15 protein-coding genes and 1 other annotated feature are annotated in these 15,209 nt (G+C 42.1%); of the genes, 10 read left to right on the top strand and 5 right to left on the bottom strand.

The window, feature by feature from the left end:
- Positions 1-9: 9 nt before the first annotated feature.
- From AC58QC_RS25665 to AC58QC_RS25675, 3 genes are read right to left on the bottom strand one after another with little or no spacing between them, the layout of a single operon-like run.
- Positions 10-1,092 (bottom strand): Ger(x)C family spore germination protein, encoded by a 1,083-nt coding sequence (locus AC58QC_RS25665; RefSeq protein ID WP_497417889.1) that lies wholly within the window; start codon positions 1,090-1,092, stop codon positions 10-12.
- A 4-nt stretch (positions 1,093-1,096) separates the two neighbouring features.
- Complete coding sequence (locus AC58QC_RS25670; protein ID WP_497417890.1) at positions 1,097-2,155, bottom strand: GerAB/ArcD/ProY family transporter; 1,059 nt, start codon at positions 2,153-2,155, stop codon at positions 1,097-1,099.
- A complete protein-coding gene (locus AC58QC_RS25675; protein ID WP_497417891.1) occupies positions 2,152-3,492 on the bottom strand; it encodes a spore germination protein in 1,341 nt (446 codons plus the stop codon). The genes AC58QC_RS25670 and AC58QC_RS25675 overlap by 4 nt, the downstream gene beginning before the upstream one ends.
- A gap of 305 nt (positions 3,493-3,797) precedes the next feature.
- On the opposite strand from AC58QC_RS25675, the gene AC58QC_RS25680 reads away from it, so the two are divergent.
- From AC58QC_RS25680 to AC58QC_RS25695, 4 genes are all read left to right on the top strand, one after another.
- Positions 3,798-4,775, top strand: coding sequence for a phosphotransferase family protein (locus tag AC58QC_RS25680; RefSeq protein WP_497417892.1), 978 nt, complete (start codon positions 3,798-3,800; stop codon positions 4,773-4,775).
- 88 nt (positions 4,776-4,863) lie between these two features.
- Positions 4,864-5,244: a VOC family protein gene (locus AC58QC_RS25685; protein WP_497417893.1), complete on the top strand. Its 381-nt coding sequence runs from the start codon at positions 4,864-4,866 to the stop codon at positions 5,242-5,244.
- Between the two features lie 220 nt (positions 5,245-5,464).
- Positions 5,465-5,684, top strand: a binding site (T-box leader).
- A gap of 50 nt (positions 5,685-5,734) precedes the next feature.
- The gene (gene argS, locus AC58QC_RS25690; RefSeq protein WP_497417977.1) at positions 5,735-7,444 is read left to right on the top strand and encodes an arginine--tRNA ligase; all 1,710 of its coding nucleotides are present in this window, start codon (positions 5,735-5,737) and stop codon (positions 7,442-7,444) included.
- A 102-nt stretch (positions 7,445-7,546) separates the two neighbouring features.
- Positions 7,547-8,746 (top strand): CapA family protein, encoded by a 1,200-nt coding sequence (locus tag AC58QC_RS25695; protein WP_497417978.1) that lies wholly within the window; start codon positions 7,547-7,549, stop codon positions 8,744-8,746.
- A 65-nt stretch (positions 8,747-8,811) separates the two neighbouring features.
- Here AC58QC_RS25695 and AC58QC_RS25700 read toward each other — a convergent pair whose 3' ends face one another.
- Both AC58QC_RS25700 and AC58QC_RS25705 read right to left on the bottom strand, forming a co-directional pair.
- Positions 8,812-9,144 carry a hypothetical protein gene (locus tag AC58QC_RS25700; protein WP_497417894.1) on the bottom strand — a complete coding sequence of 111 codons (333 nt, stop codon included), beginning with the start codon at positions 9,142-9,144 and terminating at the stop codon, positions 8,812-8,814.
- A gap of 106 nt (positions 9,145-9,250) precedes the next feature.
- Entirely contained in the window at positions 9,251-9,424 is a 174-nt protein-coding gene (locus AC58QC_RS25705) for a hypothetical protein (RefSeq protein WP_497417895.1), read from the bottom strand.
- Positions 9,425-9,708: 284 nt separating this feature from the next.
- Between AC58QC_RS25705 and AC58QC_RS25710 the strand changes: the two genes are divergently transcribed.
- From AC58QC_RS25710 to AC58QC_RS25735, 6 genes are all read left to right on the top strand, one after another.
- On the top strand, positions 9,709-10,533 hold the full coding sequence (locus AC58QC_RS25710) for a methyltransferase domain-containing protein (RefSeq protein WP_497417896.1): 825 nt from the start codon (positions 9,709-9,711) through the stop codon (positions 10,531-10,533).
- 269 nt (positions 10,534-10,802) lie between these two features.
- Positions 10,803-11,852: a multicopper oxidase domain-containing protein gene (locus tag AC58QC_RS25715; RefSeq protein ID WP_497417897.1), complete on the top strand. Its 1,050-nt coding sequence runs from the start codon at positions 10,803-10,805 to the stop codon at positions 11,850-11,852.
- A gap of 20 nt (positions 11,853-11,872) precedes the next feature.
- Entirely contained in the window at positions 11,873-13,081 is a 1,209-nt protein-coding gene (locus tag AC58QC_RS25720; protein WP_497417898.1) for a ZIP family metal transporter, read from the top strand.
- 34 nt (positions 13,082-13,115) lie between these two features.
- Positions 13,116-13,295: a twin-arginine translocase TatA/TatE family subunit gene (locus AC58QC_RS25725; RefSeq protein WP_497417899.1), complete on the top strand. Its 180-nt coding sequence runs from the start codon at positions 13,116-13,118 to the stop codon at positions 13,293-13,295.
- A 110-nt stretch (positions 13,296-13,405) separates the two neighbouring features.
- On the top strand, positions 13,406-14,041 hold the full coding sequence (locus tag AC58QC_RS25730; RefSeq protein WP_497417900.1) for a class I SAM-dependent methyltransferase: 636 nt from the start codon (positions 13,406-13,408) through the stop codon (positions 14,039-14,041).
- Positions 14,042-14,184: 143 nt separating this feature from the next.
- A complete protein-coding gene (locus AC58QC_RS25735; RefSeq protein WP_497417901.1) occupies positions 14,185-15,201 on the top strand; it encodes a Gfo/Idh/MocA family protein in 1,017 nt (338 codons plus the stop codon).
- Positions 15,202-15,209 lie beyond the last annotated feature (8 nt).

The raw sequence follows: 15,209 nt of genomic DNA on the forward strand, positions 1-15,209 counted from the left end.
AAGAAAGCCTTATTCCTCTAGCTCCAAATTCCCTACGCTATCTATTACAACGATCACTTGATAGGTTACGTTTAAGTTTGGATAATATTCGCTGCGCCAAAATTCTAGTTTGTCAAAGGGAATCTTGCCTCGGAAGTAATTGCCAAAGCCAATGGGGTCGCTGCCGCTCTGTTGAAGCTTCTTCGTTAACTGATTAAGGTGATTCGTCATATGCGCTTGAAGTTTGGAAACTAACTCTTCCTTCGTGGTCTTTATCTTCGTCTCACTTAGTGAAGAATGCACAAATAGCTTGCCCTCAAGTGTAGGACCTTCCTTGGTTAGCTTGGAAGTCCAACGCATTCTCGCAGATTCCAGTATCAGATTCGCATCTTCTAGTACTTCAACTGCTGCACCATGGTAATTATTTAACTCTATATTTATTAGCAGCGTATCTTCTTTGCTCAATCGCGTTATCATTTTTCCTCTACGCATGACAGCTGATCCGGCAAAGGAAAGAACAGTTTCTTTGCCTGGTCGAATAATCGGTAAAAGGTGGTCTTTCGTATATGATTTTGTGGAACTGAAGGCTTCCCAAATACTTGTTGTCGATGTTTTGGGGTTCCAGCCAGCTCTTCGATCGGAATATTTAAAAAAAGTTGTAACGTCATTCATTACGGCATTCTTCGTATTAGACAATAGCTCTTTCATATCGGCATCGGTAATCGCTAATAATGCTTTGGGGGATAAGTCTCTGGAACGGATTGCATAATTTAGTTCTTCTTCCAAACCTGCTTCAGCTAGCGATTGCTGGACAACTAACAATTCCACGTTTAACAAGTCAACGTAATTCTCTATGTTTATTTTCAAGTTGTCGACAGCTTCGCTAATCGTATTAGCCTCTTGGGAAATGGTTTTAATCGATAAACTCTTCTCAACAGGTATCGGTATTTGAAGGGTAACTTCATAGCGATGAGATTGACCTTTGGCAACACCCATAATAACGGGCATTGCTCTAAGATTGATATCATGGCTATCCCAACAACCACTTAGGAGCAATCCGCATCCGATCCAAACCACGACTAAACATAGCCTATAACGTAAAAACATACGCATCCATTCATCTCCCAAGCTTCATTCGTCCTCGCAGAAGTACTCCAACTAGCGCAACAGCAAATATCAAGCCAAGACGGTACATGCCTCCCCAATCTAAAATCTTCTCCAACATCCTCCAATCCGAAATAAATAGAGCTAAGCTGATCGCAATCAGGCCAGTCATTAATGGATTCGTAAAAAGCTTGGCGACGACTGAAGAACTAGTGGTAAGCTGTCTTGTGAGCCAGAGAAGTCCACTTATGTTCAGCAGCGTGCTGAACATGGTAGCCATGATATATAGCAGTGATATCCGATCGAAGAAAAACCAATTAACTCTGACCGAATCCATGACGGTTATTAACGGGAATCGCAAATGTACAGCCACTTCACGACCGAAGACACCAAGAGGGAGGTACACGTAAAGCAGCAAAAAAAGCAAGGAAAAAGCCCATGCTCCCCAGATCCATTTTCTGCCATCCAAAGAAATCGGTCCGAAAAAACCGATTAAACCAATAACATGTGAGAAAACGAACAATAAGGGTAAAATGCCAGGATCAAATAGAAATGTAAATTTCGGTTGAAGTGGTAATAGCAAGTGAAAACTAACATTTGAGAATGTAGCAGAAAGTGATAATAGAAGCAGTGGCAATCCGAAAATCCCAAGAAGTAAGGCGAGTCGCAAGAGTGAATCGCGTCCTGCATAAGAAACACTTACGGCTGTTATTAGTAATAAGGCCATCAAAATCCATCGAGGTGTTTCAGGTAGAAATAGCGTGCTGACGATTTGGGATTGTCCGCGAATAATGATCGTAATGGCAAACATATTTCCCGCGATTAATGGCCAGACAAGCAAGATGCGGAAGCATTTCCCAGCTTTAATGAAGGAAGTTAACAGATTTTCGTTACCCTTATGGAATCCACCAATAAGTAAGCGAAGCAAGCCTCCTTGAACCAGCCAACCGATCAGTATGATGACCCAGTGGCCGGATACTTGTGACTGAATGATGCTTTGGGGATAAATAAACATAAGCAGTCCGTATTGTAGAACGATGTATAGAACAGCGAAACTGATCCCTTGATTCATTCTGAACTCTTCCTACCTTCCGTTTGCGGCATAGAAACGAGAGGCTTACTCAATACGGTTGAGGAGCCTACTAAAGAAAGAAGCAAAAATAACCCACATACGATACCCATGGGACCAAATAACGTTGCGAAGAACAGCATGAGATACCGCCATATTCGAACAGCTAACGCGAAATGATAGCCGATAATGGTAAAATTAGCGATAGTTGACGCTGCTAACACAATGATCAACAGATTGCTTACTAGATTGGCTTCGACGACTGCTTGTCCGAGTATAATTCCTCCTACCATGGTCATGGCGGGCCCGATACTTTTGGGCAATCGGATAATGGCTTCGAGCAGCATATCAATAATGAACAATAGAATCAGCGCTTCAGTAATGGTCGGATAAGGAACACCAACGCGGCTCTTGGCAAGAGAATATATCAATTCTAGCTTCATAACATCTGGATTCACTGACAGCAAGGCGACATAAGCAGCAGGGGCAGTGATCGCAATAATCGAACCAAGGATTCTAAAGAAAACGAGCATGGATGTGAGTGCAATTGGATAATCTCGATCTGTATCCGACATAAATAAGTCGGGGAGATGCACGGGAATAACAATCGCTTCGGCGTAGCCCTCAATCAGAAGAACGATTCTTCCTTGCTTAATGAAGTAAACCGTTTCATGAGGCGATTCCGTTTTTATAAAAGAGGGGATAGGACTCCATATCGGCTTTTTGCAAAGCCACTTCGTAATTTGCCTAAGGGATGTAAAATCCTCACTGCTATGAGCACGCAGAGCTGATTCTGATTCCAAGAAAGCTGCTGAATCAACTGCACCTTCTAGGGAAAGTAGAATCATTCTTTTCTTGTGAATGGTTCCAACGGTCACATGTGCTTGCTGCAGATAGGAAGATCGAAGTTCATTACGAATCAAGCCAAGATTGGTCATATGATCTTCGATAAAGCCTGTTAGAGAAGATCCTAGTATATTCTGATTTTGTGGATTCGTAACCGAGCGTGTAAGCTTCTGTGGCACAGATTGCATCCATGCTGCTTTCAAACCATCCTGTAAAAGTAGGGTACGGCCCTCAAGAATACCTTGAGCAATGTCCTCGTGCGGAGGAGCTTCTTCTGAGCCCAGCTTCAGTTGCAGGGTTTCCCATGAACATAGTCCTTCTTGATCTATGTCAATGAGACGACGAAGAGTTCCCGCAATGTCAACCAAGCTGGAAAGAGCGAATAGCTCAAGCTGCAATCCGCATATGACTATGTTTTGATGATGAAGATCCTGACAGACCCCCAACTTCTCCATGACTTGACTTCGTGGCGTATATATCGCTTTATCCAACATTAACCATCACCTACGCGATAGTATGAGCAATTTGAACCTGACCTATGCTTTGGATACATAGGATTTAAATATGAAGAATACAACACGAGATGAATCCGGAAGTATTTGCAGGGCAAGATTCATTAGGGGTACTATATTAACCAGAAAGAAAAAATCCATTGGAAGTCCCAATGGATTTTTGTATGTGTATTTTTAGAAAGACCTTATTCAACATCATAAACGATATGAAATAAACAGTCTATACTTTTTCCTAAATTAACCATATAGTTGGGTTGCCGGCAATTCTAGGAATGGAGCGTTGTTCAATGGATTACACCAATTATTTTGATCATGTTGATTTACAGGATTATGTGACAACTATATTTGGATCTAGTTATTTGATCTCTAAAGTTTCCAGCATGCACGGTGGTGCGCAAAAGGTCGTCTATAAGTTGGATTGTAAGAATGGATTTTCATGCGTTGTATATGTATGGGATCTCACTATGAATTTTTTTCGTGAAGAAATAGAAAGATCGGGAATTCATGAGCAAAGCTTTGGAGCGGATTTGTTTGAAGTAAATAATAAGTTTTTACTACAACATGGGATTCAAACTCCTGCATTATATAAGCTTGATAAGACAAGGACACGCTATCCATTTGACTTTGCTTTTGTTGAATATATAGAGGGTCAAAAAGCGGAAATCTATTTCCACGATCCTGATATACAAGTTCGAGATACGGTGTTTCAACGGATTGGAGATATGTTGACAAGTTTGCATGGAAACGTCAGGGACACTTTTGGAAAAGTGAATCAAGATAATCGAGCCCAATCAGGTAAATGTCATCATCTGCAAATCAACAATGCCAAGAACGATTTAGCATATGTATGCCAATATATAGATGTCTTAAAGCCAAAGCATAATAGGATTCTCGATAAATTGTATGAGCTTGAATCGAAAATTGAATCTAGAAAGCGATATACCTTTATCCATGGGGAACTAGGACCGGATCATATGTTAATAAATGAGAACCTAGAACCATATTTGATTGATATCGAAGGGGCTGAGTTCTATGACCTAGAGCATGAGCACAGTTTTTTAGAGTTTCGATTCGGGGAGTATTATCGTTATTTACGAAATGAAACGTTGGATCTTAATCGCATGCAATTTTATCGATTTCATCATCATATTTCTTTGACTTGTGGCGGTTTAAAGCTGTTGCAAAGGGGATTTCCTAATCAACAATTTGCGAGGGACCTTTCTGAATATCATTGTCGTGCTGTACTGCGTCTTGTTGAAAATTAAATTTACATATAAAGGGATACCACTTATAATACAAGTATAATGAAACTGAGTTTCATGTAATGAAACATCGTGAGAGGAGATCACTACAATGTCATTTCAATTTCTAGGGATTGACCACATTCAACTAGCTGCGCCTGAAGGTTGTGAATTGGCTGCGAGACAATTTTTTGCTGAAATACTAGGTTGGGATGAGATCCCAAAACCTGAAATCTTGAGGCAACGTGGTGGTGTTTGGTTTCAATGCGGAAATCATCAGGTACACATCGGTGTTCAAAAGGATTTCACCCCTGCAACAAAAGCACATCCAGCATTTCAAGTTCAAAGTATTGATGCATTACGAGATCACTTGTCTCGATACAACGTACATGTTATAGATGATGATGCACGATCGGAGGAAGGCATCCAACGTTTCTACGTGAATGATCCGTTCGGCAATCGACTCGAGTTTATGGAATGGCTGAAGCCTTAACGCCCAAAAAGGGCGTTAAAAGTAGGAATCCGAGCGCTTATACGCGCGCGGGATGCCTTTAACGCCCCAAAAGGGCGTTAAAAGTACGAATCCGAGCGCTTCTTCGCGTGGGCGATGCCTGGGACAGTGTGGGTTGCAATCAAGCGTGAATAAGCGGATTATCCTTGATTACCCTTGACATTCCCCCGAATCCCTTGTAAGATATTCAAAAATTCATATCGAAATATTGATGAATGGGACAGTAATTCCTAACAGACAGTCACAGCGAGCCGGGTCAGTGTAAGCCGGTACGGATGTTACGAATGAAACGGACCCAGGAAATGGTTTGCCGAAATGGAGTAGGTAAATCCGGTCTGTCGACCGTTACGAAACAGAGGGGTTAAACGACACGTTTAACACTTAGAGTGGTACCGCGGGAATCTTCAGCTCTCGTCTCTTTATTAGAGACGGGGGCTTTTTATATTTTCAAAAAAAGGAGTGGAATACCATGATAAATGTTAAGCATTATTTTGCTGTGAGAATCTCATCATTACTCGCTGGTATCGACGCACAGGAAATTGCTGCTTGGATGGAATACCCATCGAGTCCGGAAAAAGGAGATGTAACATTACCCTGTTTTCGACTGAGTAAATCGCTTAGTAAACCACCGCAAGTCATTGCTGATGAGTTGAAAGCAGCGCTCCAAGATGAAGAAATCGACTATATGGAATCCGTATCAGGATATCTGAACATTTATATCAAGAAGGCACACTTTGCGGAATCACTGGTTAAGCATATTATTCAAGCTGGCGAACAATATGGATCGCAAAATCTAGGGCAAGGCAGCACGGTGGTTATCGATTACTCTTCTCCGAACATTGCAAAGCCCTTTCATGTTGGCCATCTAAGGTCCACGGTGATCGGAAATGCCTTGTATCAAATCCATTCTTTCTTAGGATACAACTGTGTGGGGATTAACCATTTGGGTGATTGGGGGACACAGTTCGGGAAACTGATTGTTGCCTATAAGCAGTGGGGAAGTAAGGAAGCAGTAACTAGCGGTGCCATTGATGAGCTTCTCCAGCTTTATGTCAAATTCCATGAGGAGGCAGAGAAGGATCCTTCTTTAGAGGATCAAGCTCGTGCTTGGTTTACGAAAATGGAGCAAGGAGATCAAGAAGCACTTGCTTTGTGGCAGTGGTTCGTAGACATAAGCATCACAGAATTCCAAAAGATTTATAAGCTGTTAGGCGTCCAATTTGATGCTTATCAAGGTGAAAGTTTCTACAATGACAAAATGGAGCCCGTTATTCTGGAGCTGAAAGAGAAGCAACTACTCGAGGAAGACGATGGCGCTTGGTTAGTGCGTTTGGATCCTTTCGGCATGGCGCCTGCCTTAATGCTGAAAAAGGATGGAAGTTCCCTCTACCATACGCGTGATCTAACAGCAGCTATCTATAGAGCGGAAAAGTATGATTTCGCCAAGCTGATTTATGTGACCGACTATGCACAGAATCTTCATTTTCAGCAATGGTTTAAGGTTGTTGAATTAATGGACTACACGTGGGCATCCAAGCTTGAACATGTTGCTTTTGGCCGTGTGAGTATTGAGGGAGGGACCTTATCGACACGTAAAGGCAATGTGATTAAGTTGGAAAGCTTGCTGATGCAAGCCATTCAGAAAATTAGGGGCGTCATCGAAGCTAGAAACCCGAGCTTGGCGAATAAAGAACAAGTTGCCCAGCAAGTTGGGGTTGGTGCTGTTATTTTTAACGATTTAAGTGCGAATCGTATCAAAGATATTGATTTCAATTGGGAAGAAGCACTTAATTTTGATGGTGAAACGGGTCCCTACGTGCAGTATACGTACGCAAGAACATGCAGTGTGTTGAGAAAAGCTCAACAGGTAGTCGGTCATGACTTACAAGCATCGGAGCTGGACGGTACCTTTCTCGAAAATAAAGAAGCCATCGCGGTTATTAAAATGCTCTATCTCTTCACAGAACGTGTTGAACAGGCGATGGTGAAGCTGGAGCCTTCGATTGTCTCGCGTTATCTCATTGATCTCGCTCAAGCGTTCAATCGCTTCTATCACGCATGTTACATCCTTGTTGATGACACACAACTGCGTGAAGCTCGTCTTGCCTTGGTCGCATGCGTTCAAATCACATTGCGTAATGGTTTAAAGCTGATCGGATTACAAGCGCCAAATGAAATTTAATGTGGCTAGGAATTGGTAAAAATCCTCATTCATGAGAGATTTTCTTAGGGGGAATACTACTGGACAATACTAGGATTGACGCATAAGGAGCTGGTTTTCGTGATGAAGCGAACTGCTGCGATTGTTTCTTCGTTGTTATTGGCAAGCGGATGCATAGGCAGTTCCGTGACGCCAAAGGAGACACGGATCGAAGCTAAGCGAATCTTGCCCATTGTCGAGTTACCCTCACCACCAGCCTCACCGCCAGTTCCGAAATATCAAGCTTCCTCTACAAAACAATCAGAACCGCGCGTCTCTAAGGTTACACTTGGCGCAATTGGAGATGTTCTCATTCATGATAAAGTTTATTTGGACGCTAAGCAGAAGGATGGCACATATAACTTTAAGCCCATATTCGAAGGAGTGAAGAAGTATTTACAAGCACCTGACATTCTTGTTGCCAATCAAGAAACGATGATCGGTGGCAAGGAACTGCGACTATCCAGTTACCCCGCATTTAACAGCCCCCATGAAGTAGGCGACGCATTGAAATATGCAGGGGTAGACGTTGTTACGATTGCAAATAATCATGCACTAGACAGGGGAGAAAAGGTGATTCAAAGTGCGCTCACGTACTGGGATACTCTCGGAATTCCTTATACTGGCGCATATAAATCTCAAAATGACCGTGACAGCATAAGAACGATCACGAAGAATGAGATTACGTTTGCCTTCTTGAGCTACACCTACGGGACGAATGGGATTTCAACACCTACTGGAAAACCCTTCCTGATCAATCGGATCGATGATAGGCAAATTCATCATGATGTGGAACAAGCGAAACAAGTGTCTGATGTCATAGTGGTAGCCTTACATTGGGGGAACGAATATCAACGATTACCGGACAACAATCAAACTAGTCTTGCTCAAAAGCTTGCAGACCTCGGGGTTCATATTATCATCGGAAACCACCCGCATGTATTGCAACCGCCAGCATGGGTAAAAGGGAAAGATGGACATCGAACCTTTGTCATTTACTCGTTGGGTAACTTTTTATCCGGTCAAATCAATTTGTATAAGCAAGTAGGTGGAATGGCAACCATTGAGGTCAATAAAACCACAAAAAAAGATGCCAAGAAAATTGAGCTTACCCAACCCAGCTTTCTCCCAACCTATACGTATAGTCGTCAAGGACGTCAATTTCAAATTATTTCCATGGATAGGTTAACCAATGAACAGCTCATTCATGCCGATTCTCAGTATGACATGATGAAGAAACATATGAGAACATATATACCTGAGCTGCACATCATTTCATCATAAGGCCCGCAAACATGAACAAACCGCTCCTGCTAAGCAGGGGCGGTTTGTTTTGTTCTCGCTGACGATTAAGACTCATCTTGCTTCGACACTTTGGCTACATTCAGCTTCAACGAAGCTTTCTTCGCGACTAATTCTTTAGAGAATTCTCTTTGCAAACGATCACTTGTTTTAATCTCTTCATTCAGCTTATTCACTCGAGTCAATTTGCTGCTCAAATCGCTATGTGATTGACTTAATTTCATATCTCTTTGAATTTGTTTCATTTTGGCTTGCGCTCGTTCTTTTTTCTTCTTCTCGTTTATGCTCTTGCTCTCTAGGTCAGCGATTTCTTTTTTTAACTGACTGACAATTGAATTGGTAAAGCTAATAGCCATGCCTGCACCCCGTATCCATTTCATGTAGCTGAAATCCCATTCTACAATAAAAGTCGCCATTACGCGAGAAATGCCCATCCTATCAACATACGATTGAGAGGAGAGGGCATTTACTTTTTACCAATTATTCTTATTTCCAACCTTTGGCGGTTATCGTTTGTTTTTTGCGAGTAAATAGCTTTTTGAACATGCTAACTTGCTTTTTACGTCTGAGAGTCAGTCGAACACCTTCGATTAGCAGTAAAGACCTTAATGAATCGCGGCGGTTAAGTGTGTGTAATCTTTTAATAAACTGCTCGTCCATGTCGATCATCCTCCCAAGTGTTTACACAAATGTTTAAGATCCAAATCAACAATCCTAACTTCATTATAAATGACCTTTCCGAAAATATTTGTCAAAATGTAGATGGGGATCATGCTAGTTTTGTCGAAAACACTATTTGCAATAAGGAATTGTCAGGCTATTCTCATTTTTTATTCCTTCAATTCAACTGTGAGTTGAATCCGAGCGGAAGTTCAAATACCAGGTTATTGTTTGTTCCACCTCTTATTCATACAATAAGTATAACGAAGGAGTGTGACTGACAAATGAAAGACACATTAGCAAGAAATATAAATAGATATCGGAAGCAAAAAGGCCTCACACAAGAAGAGCTTGCGCAAAGGCTCGGACTTACCTTTCAAGCAGTTTCCAAATGGGAAAATGCAATCACAATGCCAGATATAACAGTACTACCAAGCTTGTCGCAAGCATTAGAAATCAATATCGACAAGCTGCTAGGCTATGCTTCGCAAGATAATCCGATTTCCATTTACGAGGATGCTTACCGAATTCCAGACTATTACTGGGGTGTTGAGCCCAATTCAGCGTGTTATGACGTGCTTCGTTTAATGCCCCCGACCCAACACTTGAAATTATTAGATATTGGCTGCGGTGAGGGGAAAGATGCGGTATTTTTTGCGCGAAATGGGTACGATGTGACGGCCATTGATATTTCAGATGCGGGTATTGAAAAAACGAAAAGGCTCGCTGATCAAGTCGGTGTATCCGTGAAAGCCACTAAAGCAGATATCCAAGACTATCGGTTGGATAGCAGCTTTGACATCTTATTCTCAAGCGGCGTTTTGCATTATATCAAGCCCGAATATCGAAACGACATTTTTGCCAATTATCAAAAACATACCAATATGAACGGCATTCATGTATTTAATGTTTTCGTAAATAAACCATTCATTGAGCCGCCACCTGAGAATGAACCGAACGCATATAAGTGGCATTCGGGCGAATTGCTGGCACACTATCAGGATTGGTTGATTAAAGACAGCTCCGAAATCGTATTTGATTGCAATTCGTCGGGCATTCCACATCAACATGCGATGAGTACATTAATCGCCCAAAAACTAGCCTATTGAGTGGATTGCAACCCTCGAAGAGAAGATGCTGCAAAGCATCTTTTTTCGCGTTACAAATGCGCAATTCTGCTAATTGGAAAAGTTTTTCGAATTTTCGAATGAAATTTTTAACAAATAGGTTTACTTTCGCCCTCATTCAGCATATAGTTAAAACACGGTGTTTCCTGTGGTAAACTTTTTGTCCCATCGGAAACTTTATTTTCACCCTAAATGTTTCCCTAGGTAAAAACTATTGTAAACAAGCAATTTAAAAATAGGAGGTCAAAGCGATGTTTCAGAAATCAGACAAAAAGCTTTCGAGACGTAATCTTTTGAAGCTAGGAACGACAGGTGCTTTTGCTGTTATAGGGAGCGCATTGTTGAATCCTTCCTCGTTATTCGGTAAGTCATCAATTGCACTAGCACATGATAAGCATGATATTCACCATGCCATGAAAGAACAATTACATGAAGGTATGAAGCATGGCTATGTGCCTAGCACGGAAGTGACAAAAGGGTTCCAAGCAGCTCAACATGCCCTTACTGCTTTTGATTATGGCAAGGTTAGTAAGCTTGCTGACGGTCGAACACTAAGGGAATATGACATCACATCTTATGAAACTAACGTGGAGATCGCGAAGGGAATCAATTTCCCCGGATGGACATTCAATGGTACGATTCCAGGTCCCACAATACGTTGCACAGAAGGGGATGTCCTTCGAGTGAAATTTCACAATGCATCAACACATCCGCATTCCATTCATTTTCATGGTATGCATCCTACGAATATGGATGGTCTTGAATCCGTTCTTCCAGGTGATACTTTCACGTATGAATTTGAAGCCAAACCAGCTGGAATGCATGTCTACCATTGTCATGTAGCCCCTCTTGCAAGGCATATTCATAAAGGGCTCTACGGCAATTTCATTATTGACCCAAAGAAGCCAAGAGCAGCAGCCAAGGAATTCAGTATGCTGATGAATGGCTATGATCTGGACCTCGATGGAGAAAATGAAATTTACACCGTGAATGGTTATGCATTTGCCTATCAGCAAGAACCGATTAAAGTGAAAGTCGGAGAGCTTGTGCGAATTTATTTGAGCAATCTGACGGAATTTGACTTGATCAATTCGTTCCATCTCCATGCAAACTTCTTTAATTATTACGCAACGGGGGCAGATCCTGAAGCTCGCCCAGCGTTTACCGATACGATTATGCAGTGCCAAGGCGAACGTGGCATTCTTGAAATTGTCTTCCCATCGCCAGGGCGATATATGTTCCATGCGCATCAAAGCGAATTTGCTGAGCTAGGTTGGATGGGATTCTTCATAGCAGAATAAGAAAGGAGGCGGCGTACAGTATGAGTAACAACGATCAAACCATTAAGAAATCATCTCCATCTAAAATGAAAGCAATTCTTTGGGGCCTACTTCCGTTACTATTGTTATTTGCCATTATTACGACGATTGCCAAAGTAGGTACAGGAATCGAGAGCGAGCCCGCTGCTCCAATCGAAGTCCTAAATGTAGAGAAAATAACGTTAAATGATGATGGCATCCATGTTAAAGTGTTAAACTCAGGGCCAGAGGATGTAACGATTGCACAAGTCGTGGTCGATGGAGCTTTTTGGAATGCTTCATTTTCACCTAGTGATACGTTAAAAAGATTTGAACGAGGCATGGTCGATATCCCTTATCCTTGGGTACAAGGTGACCCGCATGAAGTGAAATTCATTACATCCAATGGGTTGATTTTCACAGGTGAAGTTGCCGCTGCTGCTGCAACACCTGTACCCAATGGGAAGCTTTTCTGGCAATATGCGTTAATCGGCTTCTATGTTGGGGTTATTCCGGTAGGTCTAGGCCTGCTGTGGTATCCATTCCTGCGTAGATTCTCGGTTAGAGGCATGCATGCCATTCTCGCCTTAACCGTAGGTCTGTTGTTCTTCCTCGTCATTGATACTTTCGGAGAAGGATTTGAAATGGCTGCGGAAGCGCCTGGCGTTTTCCAAGGTTCGGGTCTAGTGTGGTTTGGAGCATTATTGAGTTGTCTCTTCCTGATTGCGGTAGATCAGTCGAATGAGCGTAAGCTTAGCAGTGAGTCGTATGCAGGAACAAGAGTGGCCAACAAAATCGCAACAGGCATTGGGCTTCATAATTTCGGTGAGGGTCTTGCGATTGGCTCAGCTTTTGCGGTAGGTGAGGCGGCGCTAGGTACGTTCCTTATCATTGGATTCACCCTTCATAACATCACCGAAGGTGTTGGGATTGCATCTCCTTTACTGAAAGATCGTCCAACTTGGCGGACTTTTGTCAAATTAGCGCTAATTGCCGGTGGACCTGCTATTATTGGTACATGGGCTGGAGGATTTATTTTTAACGATACATTAGCTGCGCTCTTCTTCGGCATAGGCGCGGGTGCGATCCTGCAGGTCATCTATGTGATTTCGAAAATGATCCTTAGAGAATCCGAGAAAAAAGGTTTATCACCAGTATCTTGGTTAAATTTCGGCGGACTTACGGCAGGAATCCTGATTATGTATGTGACCGCGTTAATGGTAAAATTCTAAGTAGTGTCAATAATGAAAAGGATAGGTGATTCGTATGCTATCAGGTATTGGTATTCCGGGTCTTATTATGATCGTGGGTGTTGCATTACTGTTATTTGGGCCAACGAAGCTTCCGCAGTTAGGTCGCGCTTTCGGTACAACGATCAAAGAGTTTAGACAAGGAACTAAGGGATTGTTAGAGGAAGATACGAAAGAGAAGCAAAAGGATGAGTAATTTGATTTTAGATATGGCTGTTCCATAAGTAGAGAGATCTACTTGTGGACCAGCCACTTTTTTACTTTAGAACCTTGTTAAGATGAACGAATAGTGGATGGTGCATGGAAATGAAATCGTTAGAACAATATTGGAATGAATCGTATCAGAGGCTTGACCTCAAGCCTAAATATGACAATTGGCTGGACAAATATTGGGACAAGTATTTCTCTACATACTGCAATGATGATCTTATTGTTGATCTAGGCTGTGGTGTCGGCAATAACACACAATACTTATTCGATCGAGGGCTGTCCACGATGGCTTGCGATATTTCCGAAGAGGCAATTAAGAAATTAAACGCATTCATGCCTGATATTCAAACGCGCTGTTTGGATATGACAGAGGGACTTCCTTTTGACAAGGAATCCGTACAGGTACTGATCGCAGATCTAAGTATTCATTATTTCAATGAAGTCACAACCGATGAAATTATTCGTGATCTCCATCATGTGCTGAAGAAAGATGGCCTATTGCTATGCAGATTGAACTCAACCAATGAAATTGGCAATATAGGAGAAAACGCGCCAAGTGCGGAGAAATATTTACTGGAAAACGAAGGGATTTACAGAAGGTTTTTTGATCGAGATGAGATTGAACGATTTTTCGATCAAACAAAGTGGACGTACTTGTATGTAGAGGAGTACGAAATGGATCGATACACGAATAAGAAGATGTTGTGGGAAGTTGCGTTAAAGCCAAATTGAAATAGTCATGATAAAGCAACAAGTAGTCAATTTCCGCATGCAAAACCTTAAAGGATTTGGTGCTGTATGAGCGAACCTAGTATATACATACGAAATATGCTCATGTCGTATAATTACATTTCCAAGCAGAAAAGGGGTTTCCCATGAAACAGATTGGTATTGCACTCATTGGTTGCGGAGCGATTTCCAGCGTACATTTGAAAGCCATTTCACAGATCCCGACAGCGAAATTAGTGGCTGTTGTCGACACGAACGCCGATCTGGCAGCCAGCACAGCGGAAACATTTCAATGTAATTATTATACGGATTATCTCGAGATGTTGAAGAATCCTGATATTGACGTCGTTCATATATGTACAGCTCATTATTTGCATGCACCAATGGCGGTTGATGCGCTGAATGCTGGAAAACATGTTCTCACGGAAAAGCCTATGGCTGAAACGAAAGAAGCGGCACAAACGATGCTTCGTGCTGCGGAAGCCAATCCGAATGTACAGTTAGGTGTCATCTTCCAAAATAGATATAATCCTGCATCCCAGCTCATGAAAAAAGCTGTTGAGTCCGGTGAACTAGGAAACTTGCTCTGTCTGAAAGGGATCGTAACGTGGTGCAGAACGGCGTCCTATTATGAAACGGAATGGAAAGGAAAGTGGAAAACGGAAGGTGGGGGTGTCCTCATTAACCAGTCCATTCATACCTTGGATTTATTGCAATGGATAGGCGGCGAAGTTACGAGCATTAAAGGGACGATGTCAACGGATTCACTTGAGGGAATTATTGAAGTGGAAGATACCGTTCATGCACACCTAACATATCGCAATGGGGCAACGGCTGTCTTTTATGCTACGAATGCCTATGGGGTAAATTCACCGCCAGAAATCGAGCTTGTCTTTGAAAAAGGGAAACTGCTCCTAACGGGAGATACCTTGTATCGCGTGATCGATGGCGAGCAAACCACGCTGACTTCACCAGAAGCTACTAATTTGGGAGTAAAATCGTATTGGGGAATTAGTCATGGCGTGCAAATAGCTGATTTCTATGATCACATACTTAATGACCGCAGCTATGGTCTGAATGGCCCGGAAGGCTTCAAAGCCTTCAACTTGGTTATGGATATCTACGAATCTTCAAGATCTGGGACAAGAATCTGTTATAATTAAATAACCTA

The organism is Paenibacillus sp. J22P51 (assembly GCF_059692215.1).